11 protein-coding genes are annotated in these 14240 nt (G+C 63.7%); 3 read left to right on the top strand and 8 right to left on the bottom strand.

Annotation, left to right across the window (positions count from 1 at the left end; translation table 11 throughout):
- Nucleotides 1–39: 39 nt before the first annotated feature.
- The 6 genes from HPY44_15045 to HPY44_15020 all read right to left on the bottom strand — a co-directional run bounded on the left by HPY44_15045 (nucleotide 40) and on the right by HPY44_15020 (nucleotide 6134).
- Nucleotides 40–2055, bottom strand: coding sequence for a hypothetical protein (locus HPY44_15045; GenBank protein NSW57330.1), 2016 nt, complete (start codon nucleotides 2053–2055; stop codon nucleotides 40–42).
- Nucleotides 2056–2234: 179 nt separating this feature from the next.
- Complete coding sequence (locus HPY44_15040) at nucleotides 2235–2786, bottom strand: hypothetical protein (protein NSW57329.1); 552 nt, start codon at nucleotides 2784–2786, stop codon at nucleotides 2235–2237.
- 21 nt (nucleotides 2787–2807) lie between these two features.
- Nucleotides 2808–4196: a hypothetical protein gene (locus tag HPY44_15035; GenBank protein ID NSW57328.1), complete on the bottom strand. Its 1389-nt coding sequence runs from the start codon at nucleotides 4194–4196 to the stop codon at nucleotides 2808–2810.
- Nucleotides 4197–4229: 33 nt separating this feature from the next.
- Complete coding sequence (locus HPY44_15030) at nucleotides 4230–4937, bottom strand: hypothetical protein (GenBank protein ID NSW57327.1); 708 nt, start codon at nucleotides 4935–4937, stop codon at nucleotides 4230–4232.
- Between the two features lie 65 nt (nucleotides 4938–5002).
- Nucleotides 5003–5692: a lipoyl(octanoyl) transferase LipB gene (gene lipB / locus HPY44_15025; GenBank protein ID NSW57326.1), complete on the bottom strand. Its 690-nt coding sequence runs from the start codon at nucleotides 5690–5692 to the stop codon at nucleotides 5003–5005.
- Nucleotides 5693–5810: 118 nt separating this feature from the next.
- Nucleotides 5811–6134, bottom strand: a complete 324-nt coding sequence (locus HPY44_15020) for a carboxymuconolactone decarboxylase family protein (protein NSW57325.1) — start codon at nucleotides 6132–6134, stop codon at nucleotides 5811–5813.
- A gap of 170 nt (nucleotides 6135–6304) precedes the next feature.
- Between HPY44_15020 and HPY44_15015 the strand changes: the two genes are divergently transcribed.
- The 3 genes from HPY44_15015 to HPY44_15005 all read left to right on the top strand — a co-directional run bounded on the left by HPY44_15015 (nucleotide 6305) and on the right by HPY44_15005 (nucleotide 11010).
- Nucleotides 6305–7225, top strand: coding sequence for a hypothetical protein (locus tag HPY44_15015; GenBank protein NSW57324.1), 921 nt, complete (start codon nucleotides 6305–6307; stop codon nucleotides 7223–7225).
- A 177-nt stretch (nucleotides 7226–7402) separates the two neighbouring features.
- On the top strand, nucleotides 7403–8539 hold the full coding sequence (locus HPY44_15010; protein ID NSW57323.1) for a DNA repair exonuclease: 1137 nt from the start codon (nucleotides 7403–7405) through the stop codon (nucleotides 8537–8539).
- Nucleotides 8536–11010 carry an AAA family ATPase gene (locus HPY44_15005; GenBank protein ID NSW57322.1) on the top strand — a complete coding sequence of 825 codons (2475 nt, stop codon included), beginning with the start codon at nucleotides 8536–8538 and terminating at the stop codon, nucleotides 11008–11010. Before HPY44_15010 ends, HPY44_15005 begins: the two co-directional genes overlap by 4 nt.
- Before the next feature lie 72 nt (nucleotides 11011–11082).
- Here HPY44_15005 and HPY44_15000 read toward each other — a convergent pair whose 3' ends face one another.
- Together HPY44_15000 and HPY44_14995 are read right to left on the bottom strand one after the other, a co-directional pair.
- A complete protein-coding gene (locus tag HPY44_15000; protein ID NSW57321.1) occupies nucleotides 11083–13014 on the bottom strand; it encodes a carbohydrate binding domain-containing protein in 1932 nt (643 codons plus the stop codon).
- A 36-nt stretch (nucleotides 13015–13050) separates the two neighbouring features.
- Entirely contained in the window at nucleotides 13051–14052 is a 1002-nt protein-coding gene (locus HPY44_14995) for a GNAT family N-acetyltransferase (protein ID NSW57320.1), read from the bottom strand.
- Nucleotides 14053–14240: the final 188 nt, after the last annotated feature.

Genomic DNA, 14240 nt, shown 5'->3' with positions numbered 1-14240 from the left:
AAACGCAGAGGAGTGTTTTTCCGCCAGATTGCGCGCCTGTCACTGCTCGCCGTCAGGCAGTCGGTACTCGATAACCGGCTTGCTGTCGGCCGAGACAGTGAGAAAACTGCCCCGGCGCTCGACGGAAATCTGGCTCTCAGCGCCGGCAGCAGTGAACTCGCCGGAAGCGAGTTTCGTTTCGCCCCGGAGGAGCACGACCGTGAGTAGCTGCGAACCTTTTCTCCCGGCGATTGTGACCCGGTATTCAGGGGCTTCAGCGCCGCGGTCCGGGGTGAGCTTCAACTCAAGCGTGCCCTCAGTCTGGCCGATCTGCTGCAGCGCAATGCGGACTTCCAGCGGCCCGTAGTAGTCGCCTTTTGTCCACCAGACCGGCGGGTTCGCATTGTCCTCCGGCTTGATCCAATTGTGCCGCGTGCTGGCCCACTCCACCATCTCGAAGTGTTCCTTCTCGTCCGTGAACTCCTTGGTGATGCGGGCCAGGGTGCGCTCCGGCAGAGGTTCAACGCGCAGACTTTCGAACCTGGCATTTTCCGGGGTCCTGGCGTACAGGCCCACCCCACCCGCAAGGGTCTGTGGCGAGATGCAGTCCACCACTCGCCGCCCGTCAAGCAGGCCGGCAATGTATCCGGCTTCCACCACCACGCCGGCGGTGTATTGAGGGGGAAGGCCCTCGGCGATTGGAGCCTCCGCGAGGACGGACTCGCTGCCGTCTTCGGATATCTTCACGATCTGCGCCTTGCCTGGCGCGGACCAGCGAAACAGGAAACTGGCGACCGGACCGGTGTGACCCACCGACAGGCCCCAGGCCGCCGCCGATCCTTCTACCCGCGCGGTTACCGTGTAGTCCGACCAGTCCGCGGGGCCCGTCGACAGGCGATTGACGCCTTGGGCGGCAGGTGTTGCCCGGCCGTTGGCTATGGTCCAGTTCCCCGCCGAAGTCACCCACTTGCCGGGCTCATCGGCTTCAAACTCTTCCACAAGGTTACTCCAGTCATGGACGTGCACGTCATCGAACCACGCACCGTCCTTGCCCTCGACATACAGACCGACGGGGCCCTGGCCGAAGAGGGGAGAGGCGCCCTCAAGCATGAACTGGCCGTCGACGTAGCAGAAGATACGTTCGTCGCAGACGCGCACGGTCAGTTGGTACCACTGGTCGGGGAAATGCCCGCCGGGGCGCTGGGCCAAGGTCTCGACCCTTCCGTCCACCACGGCGTCCAGACGCAGATACGCCCCACCCGGAGCAGCGGTGAAGCGGTTGTCCCAACGAAGCAGCAGATAGTTCTCGGCGTCCTGCACGTAGAATGCCAGCCCGAAAACGGTGTCGGCGCCGCGTGAACGGGCAGCCAGAGAATACTCGCAGTTGCGCCAGAACCAGTCCCCGAGGCGTGCGAGACCGGGGCCCTCAGAAGTGCCGAAGTAGCTGAAAGCATTGGTGGTCTTGTCGGCCTGCATCTGCCCGGCCTGGCGATCTTCTCGCAGACTGATGAGCTCCCACTTGCCGCTGAGGGTTTCCCACTTGGCCTGCTCAGCCTCTTCTTCTTCCGTGCGCTCGAAAGTATCGTCTGCCTCGATCTCCCCGACCGGCTGAACCCAGGCATCCTGGACCTGAACACCCGCAGGCGCTTCGTAAGCGATCACAGGCCCACCAGGAGTGCTGTCGAAGGCGCGAGTGACCACCCGTCCACCAATGATGCAGGCCATGCGCCACGCGCTGCGGTGGAGATAGAGTTCCAATTCGTCTCCCGACTGCATGGCGGGCAGGTCGCCGGGAAGCCCGAGAGCAGTCTCAGCCCCGTTGTCCACGCGGGAGAAAAAGGCTTTGCCCCGATGGACTGTGAGGAGATGATAGCTCTTCGGGTTTTCGGGTTTGTCCGCGCCGAACATGACCCGCAATTCCAGGCGCGCGGGGTCCTGGACGGTGAACTGCAGGCCCATCGCGAATGCGCCTTGGCCTTCGCTGTCTGCGACTTCCCAGGCCAGGGCGAGTTGGGGAACGATGAACAGCGCCAGTCCTACAATGCCGGCAATTGCTGTGCAGCGAGAATGGGTCATATGTTCCCGACGTTCCTTAGGTGCGTCGTTCTTCGCGTTCCGAAACCTATCGGCCTCTTGCAGCAAACCCCTCGCGCCCGTGATCCCGGGCGCAAGGGGCTCGAAGACAGGCAAAGAGGTGCTTCGTCATCAGCCGCCGGATGTCGATGCGGTGCTAAGATTGGCCGGCGGTATCCCGGTTACTTGACGATAGCTTCGCGGGTCTCGTCCTGTACGCGCACCGGGACCCAGCGGTTCTTTGGTTTGGTTGTCAGCATCCACTGGTCCAACTTCGCCCCGTCTTCCCGGTTCTGGAAGCGGATCGTGTGAACGCCTTCGCTCAGGCGGATAGTCGGGCCGGCGACCCAATGCCACTTGCCGAACGTCTGGTCCGTGACATACGGGGTCGCCTTGTTCACGCTTGTGCTGTCCACAAGAACGAAGAAGGAGTTGCCGCAGGCATCGTGCCAATGAGCGCGCACCCACAACTGGTAGGTTCCAGCGCTCTGGACCCTGATCTTGTAGGCCGCGTGGCCGTCGTCTCCAGGTCCCGTTTCGGTGGTGGCGTGAGGTCTGCGCAGCGGTATGGCAACGCAGTAGCCTTTGGATGCGGTGCTGTCAGCCGTCTTGACCATGGATGCCTTGATGCTGTTGTAGCTCTCACCCTCGACAACGATGTCGGCCGACCAGGCCGCTGATACCCCGAGTACCAGCAAAGCGATGACGATTCCAGCTGCGGTCCTGCGAGTCATGACTGTTCCTCCCGGTCCTGCTTAGCCTTGCCGGGCATCGTCGGAAGACTCTTGGCTCCCATGCGCGGTCGCCACAACGATGATGGCGAACACCAATGCCCAGATGATACATACGCCTCTGACGAAGAGACTGGTGAAAAGGTTTGCTATCGCAATCCCCATTACAGACGCCGGCAGGCCGATTGCCAGTCCAAGCTCTTGTCTCTCCCCGGCCCGCAGCCACAAGCGCGTTGCCCTGCGCCAGTGCCACGCAAGGGCCGCGATCAGTGCGACCAGCCCTCCGAAGCCCATGGACGCCCCAACGACAAGATACAGGTTGTTGGTGTCCGGCTCCGACTTTTTCACGTTCGGCAGACTGCCGTAGTAGATCGCCTCGCCGATGCGGCGCTGGAAACTGCCCGCGCCCACGCCGAGGGCGATGTTATCCGACATCATTGCAAGTGCTGGCTGCCACTCGAGCCAGCGTTTCTTGACGATTAGCACCTCGGGTTCCGGTTGCATCTCGGCGGCTTCCGGGTCTTCCGGCCCTTCGCCGTCTTCGGGCAGGTCCATTGTGGCTTCCAGCTTGTACAGATCCTCGCGTTCGAAGGGGTCCAGCAGATCCGTCACATTGGCCGTGCGGTTCCGCGGGATAGCCAGGGTGACCAGCACCGTGAAGGCCACGAGTGCCGGGACCAGCGCGGTTCTGTACAGCCGCCCGCGCAGGAACCCCACCCAGGCTACGAGGCCCGTCATGATCCAGACGTGCGGCGGGCCCAGCATGGTCAGAGCCGCGATCCCAAAGAGGCAGACCACCCAGGCCTTGAAACCCCTGGAACGGTCGTAAATGAAGAACCCGAACAGGAGCGGCACAACCATTACCAAGAACGCGCTGTAAACATTGCGGTTCCCAAAAGAGGCCTTTACCTGGGTTACGTCACTCTGGGTGATGTAGTGGAAAAGCCCCCACAGAACGATCACTGACGTCGCACCGAGGAGAACCACGAGCGCTCGGCGCAGTCGGGCGCGGTCCTTCAGAACATCCACGAAGATCATGAATGCGCCCACGAAATACAGGGCAAGTTGGGCGATCTCGATGATTCCGCTCTTCACGCCCGACAGGGAGATGGCACCGGTGGCGTCCGTGGCGGCGACGGATATGGACAGCGCACCCACGGCGATCCAGGCGAGGATCGGTTCGCACGGCCAAGGCAGCCCTCTCAGGCCACGGCGGTGCAGGGAGACTGCCAACCATACCAGGAACACGCCTGCGCAGAAGACGTCGGCCACGGCGATGAAAGGTCCGTACCGCGGGTGGCCTACGTAGCCGATCTGCGAGCACGACAGGGCGATCAGGACGAGGACGGCCAGTTCGAGCCGGCCCATGCCGCTCGCGGGGCTCTTTGCGTGGGGCGCCGTGTTTTCACTCATGTCGCGCTTCGTAGTGCTCCCTTCCGCGAGCATCTACTGCATGGGGAACGCCAGGTTCCGCAGGAATGCAAGGACGAGTGTCAGCCCGATGTATAGATGAGGGATGCGGTGAATTCCGGGTCCGCCACCGACGCTGAGCAGTACCCCGGCGATGATTCCGGCTTGGGCTGCGCGCAGCATTGGCCGCAGGGCCTCAGCGAAGAAAAGGTCATGGGGGCCGTGAAGCATGAAGTAGCAGAACAGCGCGATCCCCGCGACCAGGGACACCGCAATGCCCACCGAGTTGCGCAGGGGGATAACTCCCAGCGGTAACTGGCCCCCACCGCCGACGTAGAGCAGCCAGGAGACCAGCATGACGGTGGCACCAACGATGGCGATGCTCGGATAGGTGGAGGTAAATACCTCGGGCAGCTCCTCTCCGAACCGTGGGATGTTGGCAAGCTGGGGCTCGTAGCAAAGCTGGAAGGCCATTAGTCCGCCGAGGGCGAGGAGCATTCTTACATGGCAGCGCACCGCCGTCGCGGCACCTCGACGCAGACCACAGTAGATGAGCCCCACGCCAACCAGGAGCATCACCGCCCACTGAGGCATGGTGACGATTGTGCTCTGCCAGCCGGTATAGACAGCCGAAAAACACACGATCGCCATGCCCAGATGAATACCCACCGCAGCCGGCAAGGCCTGGACAGCCGCAATTCGTCCGTACGCACGTTCGATGCGCTCGCGTTCGTCGTAGGCCATGGAATGCACCGTTGAACGGGTTGGTTACGCGGCAGGTCACGGCGGCGTCATTGGTGGGGACGGCGTCACGCCTGGATGGTAATCGCGCTGACTGGCAGATGACGCACCGTCTCGTAGCCGAACCGCGTCTTCAATGCTTCGACAACTAACTGCTGTAGTTGGTTGCGGTCCACGGGCGAGCCCAGTTCGCGCTCAAGGTTGGTCATCTGCACGCCCTGAATGCCGCACGGGACGAAGGTGCTGAAGACCTCCAAATCGCAGTCGACATTGATCGCAAACCCGTGGTAGGAGATCCAGCGCCTCACGGCGACGCCTATTGACGCCGTCTTGCGGTCCTCGATCCAGACACCGCGCAGCCCGGCCCTCGAGCGCGCCTCCAGCCCCAGTTGTGTCAGCGCGTCCACCAGGGCTTCCTCGAGGGTTTGGACATACGCGTGCAGGCCGAGGTCGCGGGCACGCAGGTCAACGATCGGGTACCCCACGAGCTGTCCGGGTCCGTGGTAGGTCATGCGTCCGCCCCGGCTTACTGGAACCACTTTGAGCCCGAACGCCGAGAGACGTGCCGCTTGCTCCAGCTCGTCGGGCAACGTTGCGCGGCCGGCGGTGACCACCGGGTCGTGTTCGGTGACGATGAGCGTGTCGCCGATGTCGCCCCGGCTCCGGGCGGCTACAGCGGCGGACTGCAACTCCAGGGCATCAGCGAAAGGGAGTCTCCCGGTCTCGACGACGCCCAGTGTGGACTGGTCCTGCGGCAAGTTGGCCACTCTCCGTCCCGTGCCGGCAGTATTTGGTGGTCGGTCCGACTGCCTGGATTTCGCCGGCCGCCGGCCGATCTCCTCCCCGAAAACGCGACCTTTCTAAGGCATTGAAGGTTCAGCTCGGCGTATTGCCGTCATCGTAGCCATCCAGGGCGGCCTGCAGGCAGGTCGTGACACCCCGCAGCCCGCAAGTGGTCAGGGTCATCAGCACCGCGCCCTTCACCTCGTCCCGGGTGGCGCCGGCGAGCTTCGCCATGGGAGCATGGAACCCGACCGCGGTGGCGTCGCCCGCGGCTGCTTTCAGGGCAATATAGATCAGTTGCTTCGTGCGTCCGTCGAGGCCCTCGTAGCCGATGAGACTCTGGATCAGCGCGTCGAAACCGGCAGCGACTGCCGGCGCTTCCTGCTGGAACAACTGCATCGGGTTGGTATCTGCCATGGTGGTGGCTCCGGCTCAGAATGGAATCGCGGGCTGCCGCTGCATCATACGCGACCAACCGGCGAATAGAAAGGTCTTGCTTTTGAAAGACGGAAGGGAACCCGCATGCCGGCGCGGAAGTAACATACCTGCCGAAAGTCTGATGCAATCACCCGAAGGAGGGATGGAGCATGGCCTTCATGCCTGCTCTCGCGCAGTTCATCGACTTCCAGGACCCGAAAGCGTGTGCGAGGGTCCGGGCGATCAAGCGCAGTCAGATCACGAAGCACGACAACAAGGACTTCAAGATCAGGATCATCGAGACCACCGAGGAGTTCTACGCCGCCTTCGCGATGGATATCGTGACGCGCATCGTCCAGGCACGCGAGGAAGCCCGGCCGTGTGTGCTCATTCTGCCCGTGGGTCCCGTTCCGCAGTACGCCATCGCCGCCCGGATCATCAATGAACTGGGCATTGATTGCTCACACCTCATCACGTTCAATATGGACGAGTACGCCGACGAGAATGGTCAGACGGCGCCGCCCGACTGGGAGGGCAGCTTCGCCACAGCGATGATGGCCAACTTCTTCGGCAGAATCAACAAGAAGCTGCGGCCGAAGGAAGAGAACATTCACTTCCCGAACACTGCGAATATCAACGACTACTCGAAGATGATCGCCGATACCGGCGGCGCGGACTGCTGCTACGGCGGGATTGGCTGGTGCGGACACATCGCGTTCTGGGAATCCAGCCTCGGGCACAACTACCCGAATCTGACCGAGTGGAAGAAAGCCACGGCGCAGATCGTGGAACTCACGCCGATGACGATTATGCAGAACGCCCTCCATTCCTTCGGCGGCGACTGGAGCTGGGTGCCGCCCAAGGCTGCGAGCATCGCCCCGGCGGATATTCTCGGCGCGAAGCACCGGAGTTTCTGGCTGGACGGCATGTGCGGTCCCGGGACACCCATGTCCTGGCAGCGGTTCATCGCTCGGCTCGTGGCGCATGGCCCGGTGAGCCGGTTCGTCCCGGGCTCCATCCTGCAGACCGTACCCACGGACTACACCCTCCTGGGCGGTGTGGCGGATGATGTGAAGATCGACATGTCGTAGTGCCTTTCGGGGATGACCATCACGGCGCACCGGGTCTCGACCGCCGGGACCGGTGCGCCGCGTTGTGGTAGAATGTGGTAGACAGCGGCCTGACCGCGGCGCGTCGTGAACGATGCCCCGAGATCCGCGCTTTGCTTACACGGATGTACTCCACACTCAGGGCCGGGAGACGTGTTTATGGACGTCACTATTTTGCATATGGCCGACTGCCATCTCGGCGGTTCCGGTGAGGCTTTCGGTGATCGGGTGGGCAGGCACCAGCGACTGCTCATCGATGCTTACGCTCGGGCCCTGGAGGTTGCGCGGGTCGAAAAAGTGGCCGCGGTCTGCATCGTCGGCGATCTGTTCTACAACCCCCGGCCGTCGGAGCGTACCTTCGCGGCAATGCTGGACGGCCTGCGTAGCCTGCGCGACGTCGCCCCTCCGATCCCCTGTTTCATCCTGCCCGGCAACCACGACTGTCTGGGGCCATCCAGCATCTGGCACCGGCCTGAACTCAACCAGGAGGGCGTGCATGTGTGGCGAGAGCCAGGCTCGGTGCGTCTGCCGGATGGTTCGGTGGCGTTTCATGGCAACCCGCAGCCCTGCAATGTCGCCAGGCACTCTCCGCTGGCAGGCTTGGCGCCGGACCCCTCAGCGCGGTTCAATGTCGCCCTGGCTCACGGCGCTGTGGTAATCCCCGGTCTGAACGAGACTGAAGCCTGGCGCATCGAGAGCGATGAGATCGCCGGGTGCGGCATGGATTACGTCGCACTGGGCCATTGGCACGATGCCGGTGACTACAGCGCCGGAGGTGTACCGGCTCATTTCCCGGGCGCCACGGAGGTTGTGAACGTCGCACAGCGGGACCCCGGTGGGGTGTATCTTGTGACGCTGGGGGCGAATGGGGTTCGCATCCGGCGAGAGCGCACCGGGGTCTTGCGCACCGAGAAGCTGGAGCTAAACCCGGAACTGCAGCCGGATGAGCAAGCGGTTTACGAAGCGATCCGGGCCATGTCCGACGAGAACCTCTTGCTGGACGTGGAAATCAGCGGCCTGGCCCCTGACGGTTTCACACTGGATCTGGCGCGATTGCAGGAGGAGCTTGAACCGGGGTTTTTCCGGCTGCGCATCAAAGATGCGACGGTGCCAGTGATCAGCGAGCTGGACCCGCACAGCGCGCGGTCGCAGATGATCGCCGCACGAGCTGTGAGTCTTTTTCAGGAGCGGATCAAGCAGGCGGACGCACGGGAGGACACGGAGGCCAAGAAGGTGGCCACGAAAGCCATGCAACTGGCGCTGGCGCTGTTCCAGGGCAAGGATGTGCTACCATGATCCTAGAACGCATCCGCGTCCAACGGTTCCGCGGCCTGGATGACTTTTCGGCGGATTTCGCGCCGGGGCTCAACGTGGTGCGCGGGCCCAACGAGGCCGGCAAGAGCACCCTGCAGGCGGCAATCATCTCGCTGCTTTTCGATAAGCCCGCCCTGGCGCCCACCGCGCTGAATGGAGTCAAGTCCTGGCGCGCTGAAGCCGCACCAGTACTCAGCGGGGTCATCAGCGTCAATGGAGAAGAATACCTGTTGACCAAGGACTTCGAGGCACGCGAGGGCGTGCTGACACTGCCCGACGGCACCAGAATCACTGACGAAAAGAAAATAGCGGCGAAGATCACCGAGATCAGCGGAGTGGACAGTCACGAGTTGTACGTGGCCACGGCATGTCTGCAGCAGCAGCAGTGGGCGCAGGTCATCGCCGGGCAGAAACTCCAGGAATCATTGCAGCAGAACCTCACCGGCGGGGCAGAAGGCGCCCAGGTCCAGGCAATCCTGAGGGCTCTGGACAGGGCCATCGGGAACCTGGAACTCGGGCGCCACAGGCCCTCGCGAAACATGGGTGCGCTCAAGCAAGTGGAGGACGAAATCGCCCGGACGGCCGAAGAGCTTGACCGTGCGGTGGAAGATTACGACAGGGCTAGCCGGGCGCGGCTCGAACTCGAGGAAGCAAACATCAAGGCCGAGGCACTCGAAAGCGAGCTCGCCGAGGCCGAGGCACTCGAGAAGCGGGTGGCGAAGGCGCTGGAACTGGAGCGACAGGCCAGCGAGCTGCGCAAGCAGGCGGACGTCATCGAAAAACGGGTGGAGCGGATCACCCAACTGCAGGGAGACATCGCGACCCTTGAACGCGGATTGGCCGACCGGCCCACTGTTGATGAGACCCTTGCGGTCGAGGTAAGCAGTTGGGCCACGCGCATAAAGGAGCGCCAGGAGGAACTGGAGCGAGACCGCGCGGACTTGCGCGCCATGGAGGATAACCGCAAGCGTCTCGAGGGGGAGCTTGCGCGATTGCCGCAGAGCACGGTGTCACGCGAGCAGATTGATCAGGCGCGGCGGCTCCGGGCAGACCTGGTTCACGCGCGTACGGAAGCCGCCGAAAACGCACGCCAGGCGGCAGATTGCGCCCGGCAGATCGCCGAAGGAGCGCGCCAGATCGCACCCAGGAAAGCGTTGATCATCGCCGGGGCTATTGTCGCTATTGCTGGCATCGCGCTGAGCACTCTGGCGCCGGCCTACCTGGCCGGCGCAGTGGCCGGCCTGGTGTTGGCGGCCATCGGGTTCTCCCTCCGAGCGCCGGAAGGGTGGCGCGAGTTGCCCGAGCGTCTCGCGCAGTACAAGGCGGCGCAGGAGGCTGCGATGCAGCTTGCGCAAAGGCTGGAGACCCAGCTTGCCCAGGCTATCGCCCTGGTGGGCAGCGAGGACCTGGACGCAGTGGCCGAAGAAATCGCGGAAAACGAACGGCAGCGCATCGGTCTGGAAGCAGCACTGGAAAGCGAACGCAGCAGCATTGCGGTACTCGAGGAACGCATCAATGAGCGAGAGGCCATCGTCCGCGCGCTCCAGGAGAAACTCGATCAGGCACTGAGCACCACCGGGCTGGATTCCGTGGCCAGGCTGGTTGAGGAGGCTCAGTCGCGGAGCAAGGCGCTGCGGCTCCTGCACAGCAGGCAGGACCAGCTGCGGGGTGAACTGGGTGAGCAGACGTTGGAAGAACTGGAGCGGCGCCGGGGTGAACTGGCTGTTGAGTTGCGCGGAATCACGGAAGAACTGAAGAGGCCGGAGCTCGCCCTCGCGGTTCTGTCTCCGACAGAGTACCAGGAACTCCAGACGAAAATCGCCCGCCTGAAGGAAGAGCGAAAAACGGTGGATGCAACCCGCCTGAGATGCGAGGCAGTGCTTGAAGTCTCGCATCACGACCAGGATTCCGTGGCGCAACTCGAAGGCAGGCTCAGCCGGCTGCGCGAGAAACTGGGGCTGCTGGAGGAACGTCTGGCCGTCTACACTCTGGCCCGCGAAGTGATTGAGCAGGCCACCAATGACGTTTTGTCATCGGTTACCGAGAACATCGCGCCGCGGATGGGAGAACTGCTGGCCCAGCTCACAAAGGACAGATATTGCCAGGTCGAACTGGACAATGAGATGGGGCCGGTGGTTACCTGTCCCGGCAGCGACCGGCAGATCGGGCTTGGCCCTGGACGCCGCGGTCAGCACGGGGGACTGAGTTGCGCCACCCGCGAACAGGTATTCCTCGCGGCGCGCCTGGCGCTGGTGGATATGTTATGGCCCCAGGGAGGACCGCCGCTTCTGCTGGATGACCCTCTGGTGAACTTCGACCCGGATCGGCGCAAGGCGGCTGTTGACGCGCTGAAGTCAGCCGCCGAGACACACCAGGTGATCGTCTTTACCTGCGGCAATGATCTCGACGCTGCCGCGGTGAACATCGTGGAAATGCCGGCCCCTGTCACGTAGGCGGCCCCCGGGACGCTTTCGCCGCCCTGACCAGGGGCGCCAGGTGCGCCGCGAACAGGGTCGGGCCCCGGATCAGGGTTGCGCCTGTTTCTCGCTCCCGGCCGGAGTGGCCGCCGGCTCCTGCAGCACAAGGGTTTCGGCTCCCGGGCCCGGCAGTTCGAGGACGACCTTGCCATCCTGGACCTCCGCCGGGCGCCCGCGCAGGCACGGGGCGGCATCCAGCCGCAGGCCAGTGTCCACAGTTACCCGCACCTTCTCATTGGTTGGGTTGGCAAGGAGCACATAGCGCTTGCCGCCGTAGTCCACGGCGAGCATCTGGACCCCGGAGTCTGCGGGTTCGAGGGAGGGGCCTTCCACCTTTGTCCCCCCCAGCAATGGACCGGACAGCTGCCTGGTCTCCTCATTGATTTCCTTGAAACGTTCCCAAAGAGGCGTCTGGGCCAGGGACCAGCCCGGATCTTTGTACGCATACCAGAAGACCCCGCGTGCCCCGTTGATCAACGCAAGGTAGAGCATTGTCCGGGCCTGAGCGAAGGAAGGCTGGGTCTCCGGGTCGGTACGCCACCCGGCGGACAGGAGTACGGTGAGGTTCTGCCAGGGCTCGAGGACTCCCTTCGCTGCGGCAACGCGCTCGCCCACGGATGCGAGGGGCTGCCCGGACTCCACGTAGCCCGGCACCTGCAGGACGTCGCAGAATCCCGCCCACAGGTGGAATCCCGCCTGTTCCGCGACTGACAGGGCGAATGGATGCCGGCCGTCCAGCGCCTTGAGCTTCGTGGCGGCCTCGGGGACCTCGTCAGCCACTGCACCATGGTGCTCCGGCTGGTCCAGCAGCTTCCAGCTCAGCACCGCCGGGTGCTGAGCGTAGCGCCTTATGCGCTCGGCGGAAGCCGGAAGATTCGCGCGGACCTGACCACCCGCGTAGAGGGGCACATCCACCAGGAGGCCGGCGTCCTGCGCGGCCTTGAGAGCGGATCCCAGGGCCGCGGGGTCTAGAGAGGCCGCTCCCTGCACACAGTTGAACCCCTGCCGAGCTACTTCGGGATAACTGCGCACTCCAACGTGGCACAGGCCAATGGGGAAGAACCGCTCCTTATCCGCCATGATGATCCCGTCATCGCTGAGTCCCGCGGGCTTTCGGTTCGGTGCAGGCACGTAAACCATACTCTGCGCGAGACCCTTGCCGTCGGGGAGAGCGCAGGTGATTCGGTAGCCACCCGCTGTGACACTAGGCAATTCGAAGCTAATGTCGAAACGGTCGGGCGCGGTCTGATTCACCTGAATGTCCGGCGAGTGGGCGGCGCCGTCGGGAAGGCGGTTTGCTGAGACCTTGAAGGGCGGAGCACTTTCGCCCTGCCACGGTTGGGGCAGTCGTGCGGTGACCCTGACCCTCGCGCCGCGCCCGGCATCGATGCGCTGGCGTTCGGGTTCGATCACCAGCCCCGACGGGGGCCCAAGGGTCTTCAGGCGCACATCGTCGAACCAGATCGTGCCCTGGCCGAACACCTGCAGCCGCAGCCGGACCTTGCGGGCATCCAGTCCGGCAGTGGCGTTCAGGCGCAGTTCCTGCCAGTCCTGGCTGCCCACTGCACGGCGAGTCTGCCGTCTGGAGACCAACTTGCCGTCGGCGTCCAGGAACTCAAGGCGCAGGCCGGCGAGAATCGGCGTCGAAGCTCCGTCACTCACCACCCAGACAGTTGCTTCGTAGCCGGTACCGGGCTCGATGCCCTCGATGGTCTGCGCCAGTTCCGCATTCTCCGTCCCGCGACGGTTGCCGATGCGCAGGCTCACATTGCCCCCGCGACCTTTCTGGCGGTCGATAACCACCAGGCCCTCATGGCGCTGGAACAGGGCGGCGTCCCACCCCGCCTGTCCGTCTTCGAAGCCCGGGTTGGCGAGGGTGGGCTCCGCGGACGCAATGGCACACGCCGAAAGCAGGGCGGAGGTCGCCAGGATGACCAGGAGGTCGGCTGCAGATGGGGTACTGTGTCGGTTGGGCATCATTGGCTCTCGACTCCGACGGCGGCTGGTGGGCTGTATTCAGAAGTTGTCCACGCCGCTCCAGAATGTGTAATCTTGGGCGTGCAGGAAGGCGATCATGCTTTCCGTATCCGTGACCTGCGGGAACTCGCCACGTCCCGGGCCAATGTACTTCCACAGCCCCCTGTTGGTCTCGTTCAGGTGGATGGCTGACGATTTCTCGCGCATTACCGCCTGGCTGGGAGCCCACAGGTACGGGTCGAGGGCTGCCTGCAAGTCGCGGTTCCAGCAACCGAACCGCACTTCGCGGTCCGGCCACTGGCAGAGGATTGTCCCGACCGTGTCCGGCCCGGCACCCTCGACATTGCGCTTCCAGCCCAACTCCGTTACTGAGCTTTCGCTGTCGGAGCGGAAATACCCTATGGGATCGCCGTCTCTCTCGACGATGAAGAACGAGCGGGTGTTGTCCCGGAAATAGCCGCAGGTGACCCGGCTCGCCCAGTAATCAGTGGAGCGGACGAAGGTGCCCGTCAGGCCGGCGTTGAAGGAGTCATAGACCGCCTGCAGCACCGGGATGTCAGCCGGGAACTCGGCCTGGCGCACTTGTGCCGGTGCTTCGGCGGGAAGATGGGCGTCTACCGATGCCCCGAAGGCCGAGAACATGCGCCAGCCGCTGCCCCCGTAGACCTCCTCGCGCCCGAACAGGAAGCTGAAGTCAAACTGGTTGTCGCGCATCCACTCGCAGGAGGCGTTCAGGAGCGTGCGCACATATCCTCGCTTGCGATGGTCGGGATGGGTGGCGACGCTGCCGATGGCGCCCACTCGCGCGGTGGTCCCGGCGCAGTACATCTCGCGCCAGTATGCGGTGACGCTCGCGACCATGACGCCGTCAGCGATGAGCACCTGGGTCTGTTCGGGCGAGTAGTACGGATCGTGCCGAGCCACATCCAGCCACCAGCGGCGATCCTGCCCATCACGACTGTATTCGCGATAGGCGTCGAAGATAAGCTGGTCATGGACGTCAAGTTCATCTCGGCGCAGGGCCCTGATCTCTATGGACATCGCCGAATTCCCTCCCGCTGGTATGCTGGAGTATTGCCTGCGCGGACCGGCAAATCCTCCTGCGCCGACAAGAGACCCGTGTTCGCGTCGTCGCCACTTGTGGTATCCTTGACGTCATCCGGCACCTTACCCGGTGTCGTCTCGACCTGGATTCCGCCTTCCTGGACCGATGTCGCCGCGATTTGGTT

The sequence above is a fragment of the Armatimonadota bacterium genome (assembly GCA_013314775.1).
In the GTDB taxonomy this organism is placed as follows: domain Bacteria; phylum Armatimonadota; class Zipacnadia; order Zipacnadales; family JABUFB01; genus JABUFB01.
This window is presented reverse-complemented; position numbering and strand designations above follow the sequence as displayed.

Bases quoted from the DNA above. Each gene is read 5' to 3' on its own strand.
- HPY44_15045 (NSW57330.1), bottom strand. From the start codon at position 2,055: ATGACCCATTCTCGCTGCACAGCAATTGCCGGCATTGTAGGACTGGCG.
- HPY44_15040 (NSW57329.1), bottom strand. From the start codon at position 2,786: ATGACTCGCAGGACCGCAGCTGGAATCGTCATCGCTTTGCTGGTACTC.
- HPY44_15035 (NSW57328.1), bottom strand. From the start codon at position 4,196: ATGAGTGAAAACACGGCGCCCCACGCAAAGAGCCCCGCGAGCGGCATG.
- HPY44_15030 (NSW57327.1), bottom strand. From the start codon at position 4,937: ATGGCCTACGACGAACGCGAGCGCATCGAACGTGCGTACGGACGAATT.
- HPY44_15020 (NSW57325.1), bottom strand. From the start codon at position 6,134: ATGGCAGATACCAACCCGATGCAGTTGTTCCAGCAGGAAGCGCCGGCA.
- HPY44_15015 (NSW57324.1), top strand. From the start codon at position 6,305: ATGGCCTTCATGCCTGCTCTCGCGCAGTTCATCGACTTCCAGGACCCG.
- HPY44_15010 (NSW57323.1), top strand. From the start codon at position 7,403: ATGGACGTCACTATTTTGCATATGGCCGACTGCCATCTCGGCGGTTCC.
- HPY44_15005 (NSW57322.1), top strand. From the start codon at position 8,536: ATGATCCTAGAACGCATCCGCGTCCAACGGTTCCGCGGCCTGGATGAC.
- HPY44_15000 (NSW57321.1), bottom strand. From the start codon at position 13,014: ATGATGCCCAACCGACACAGTACCCCATCTGCAGCCGACCTCCTGGTC.
- HPY44_14995 (NSW57320.1), bottom strand. From the start codon at position 14,052: ATGTCCATAGAGATCAGGGCCCTGCGCCGAGATGAACTTGACGTCCAT.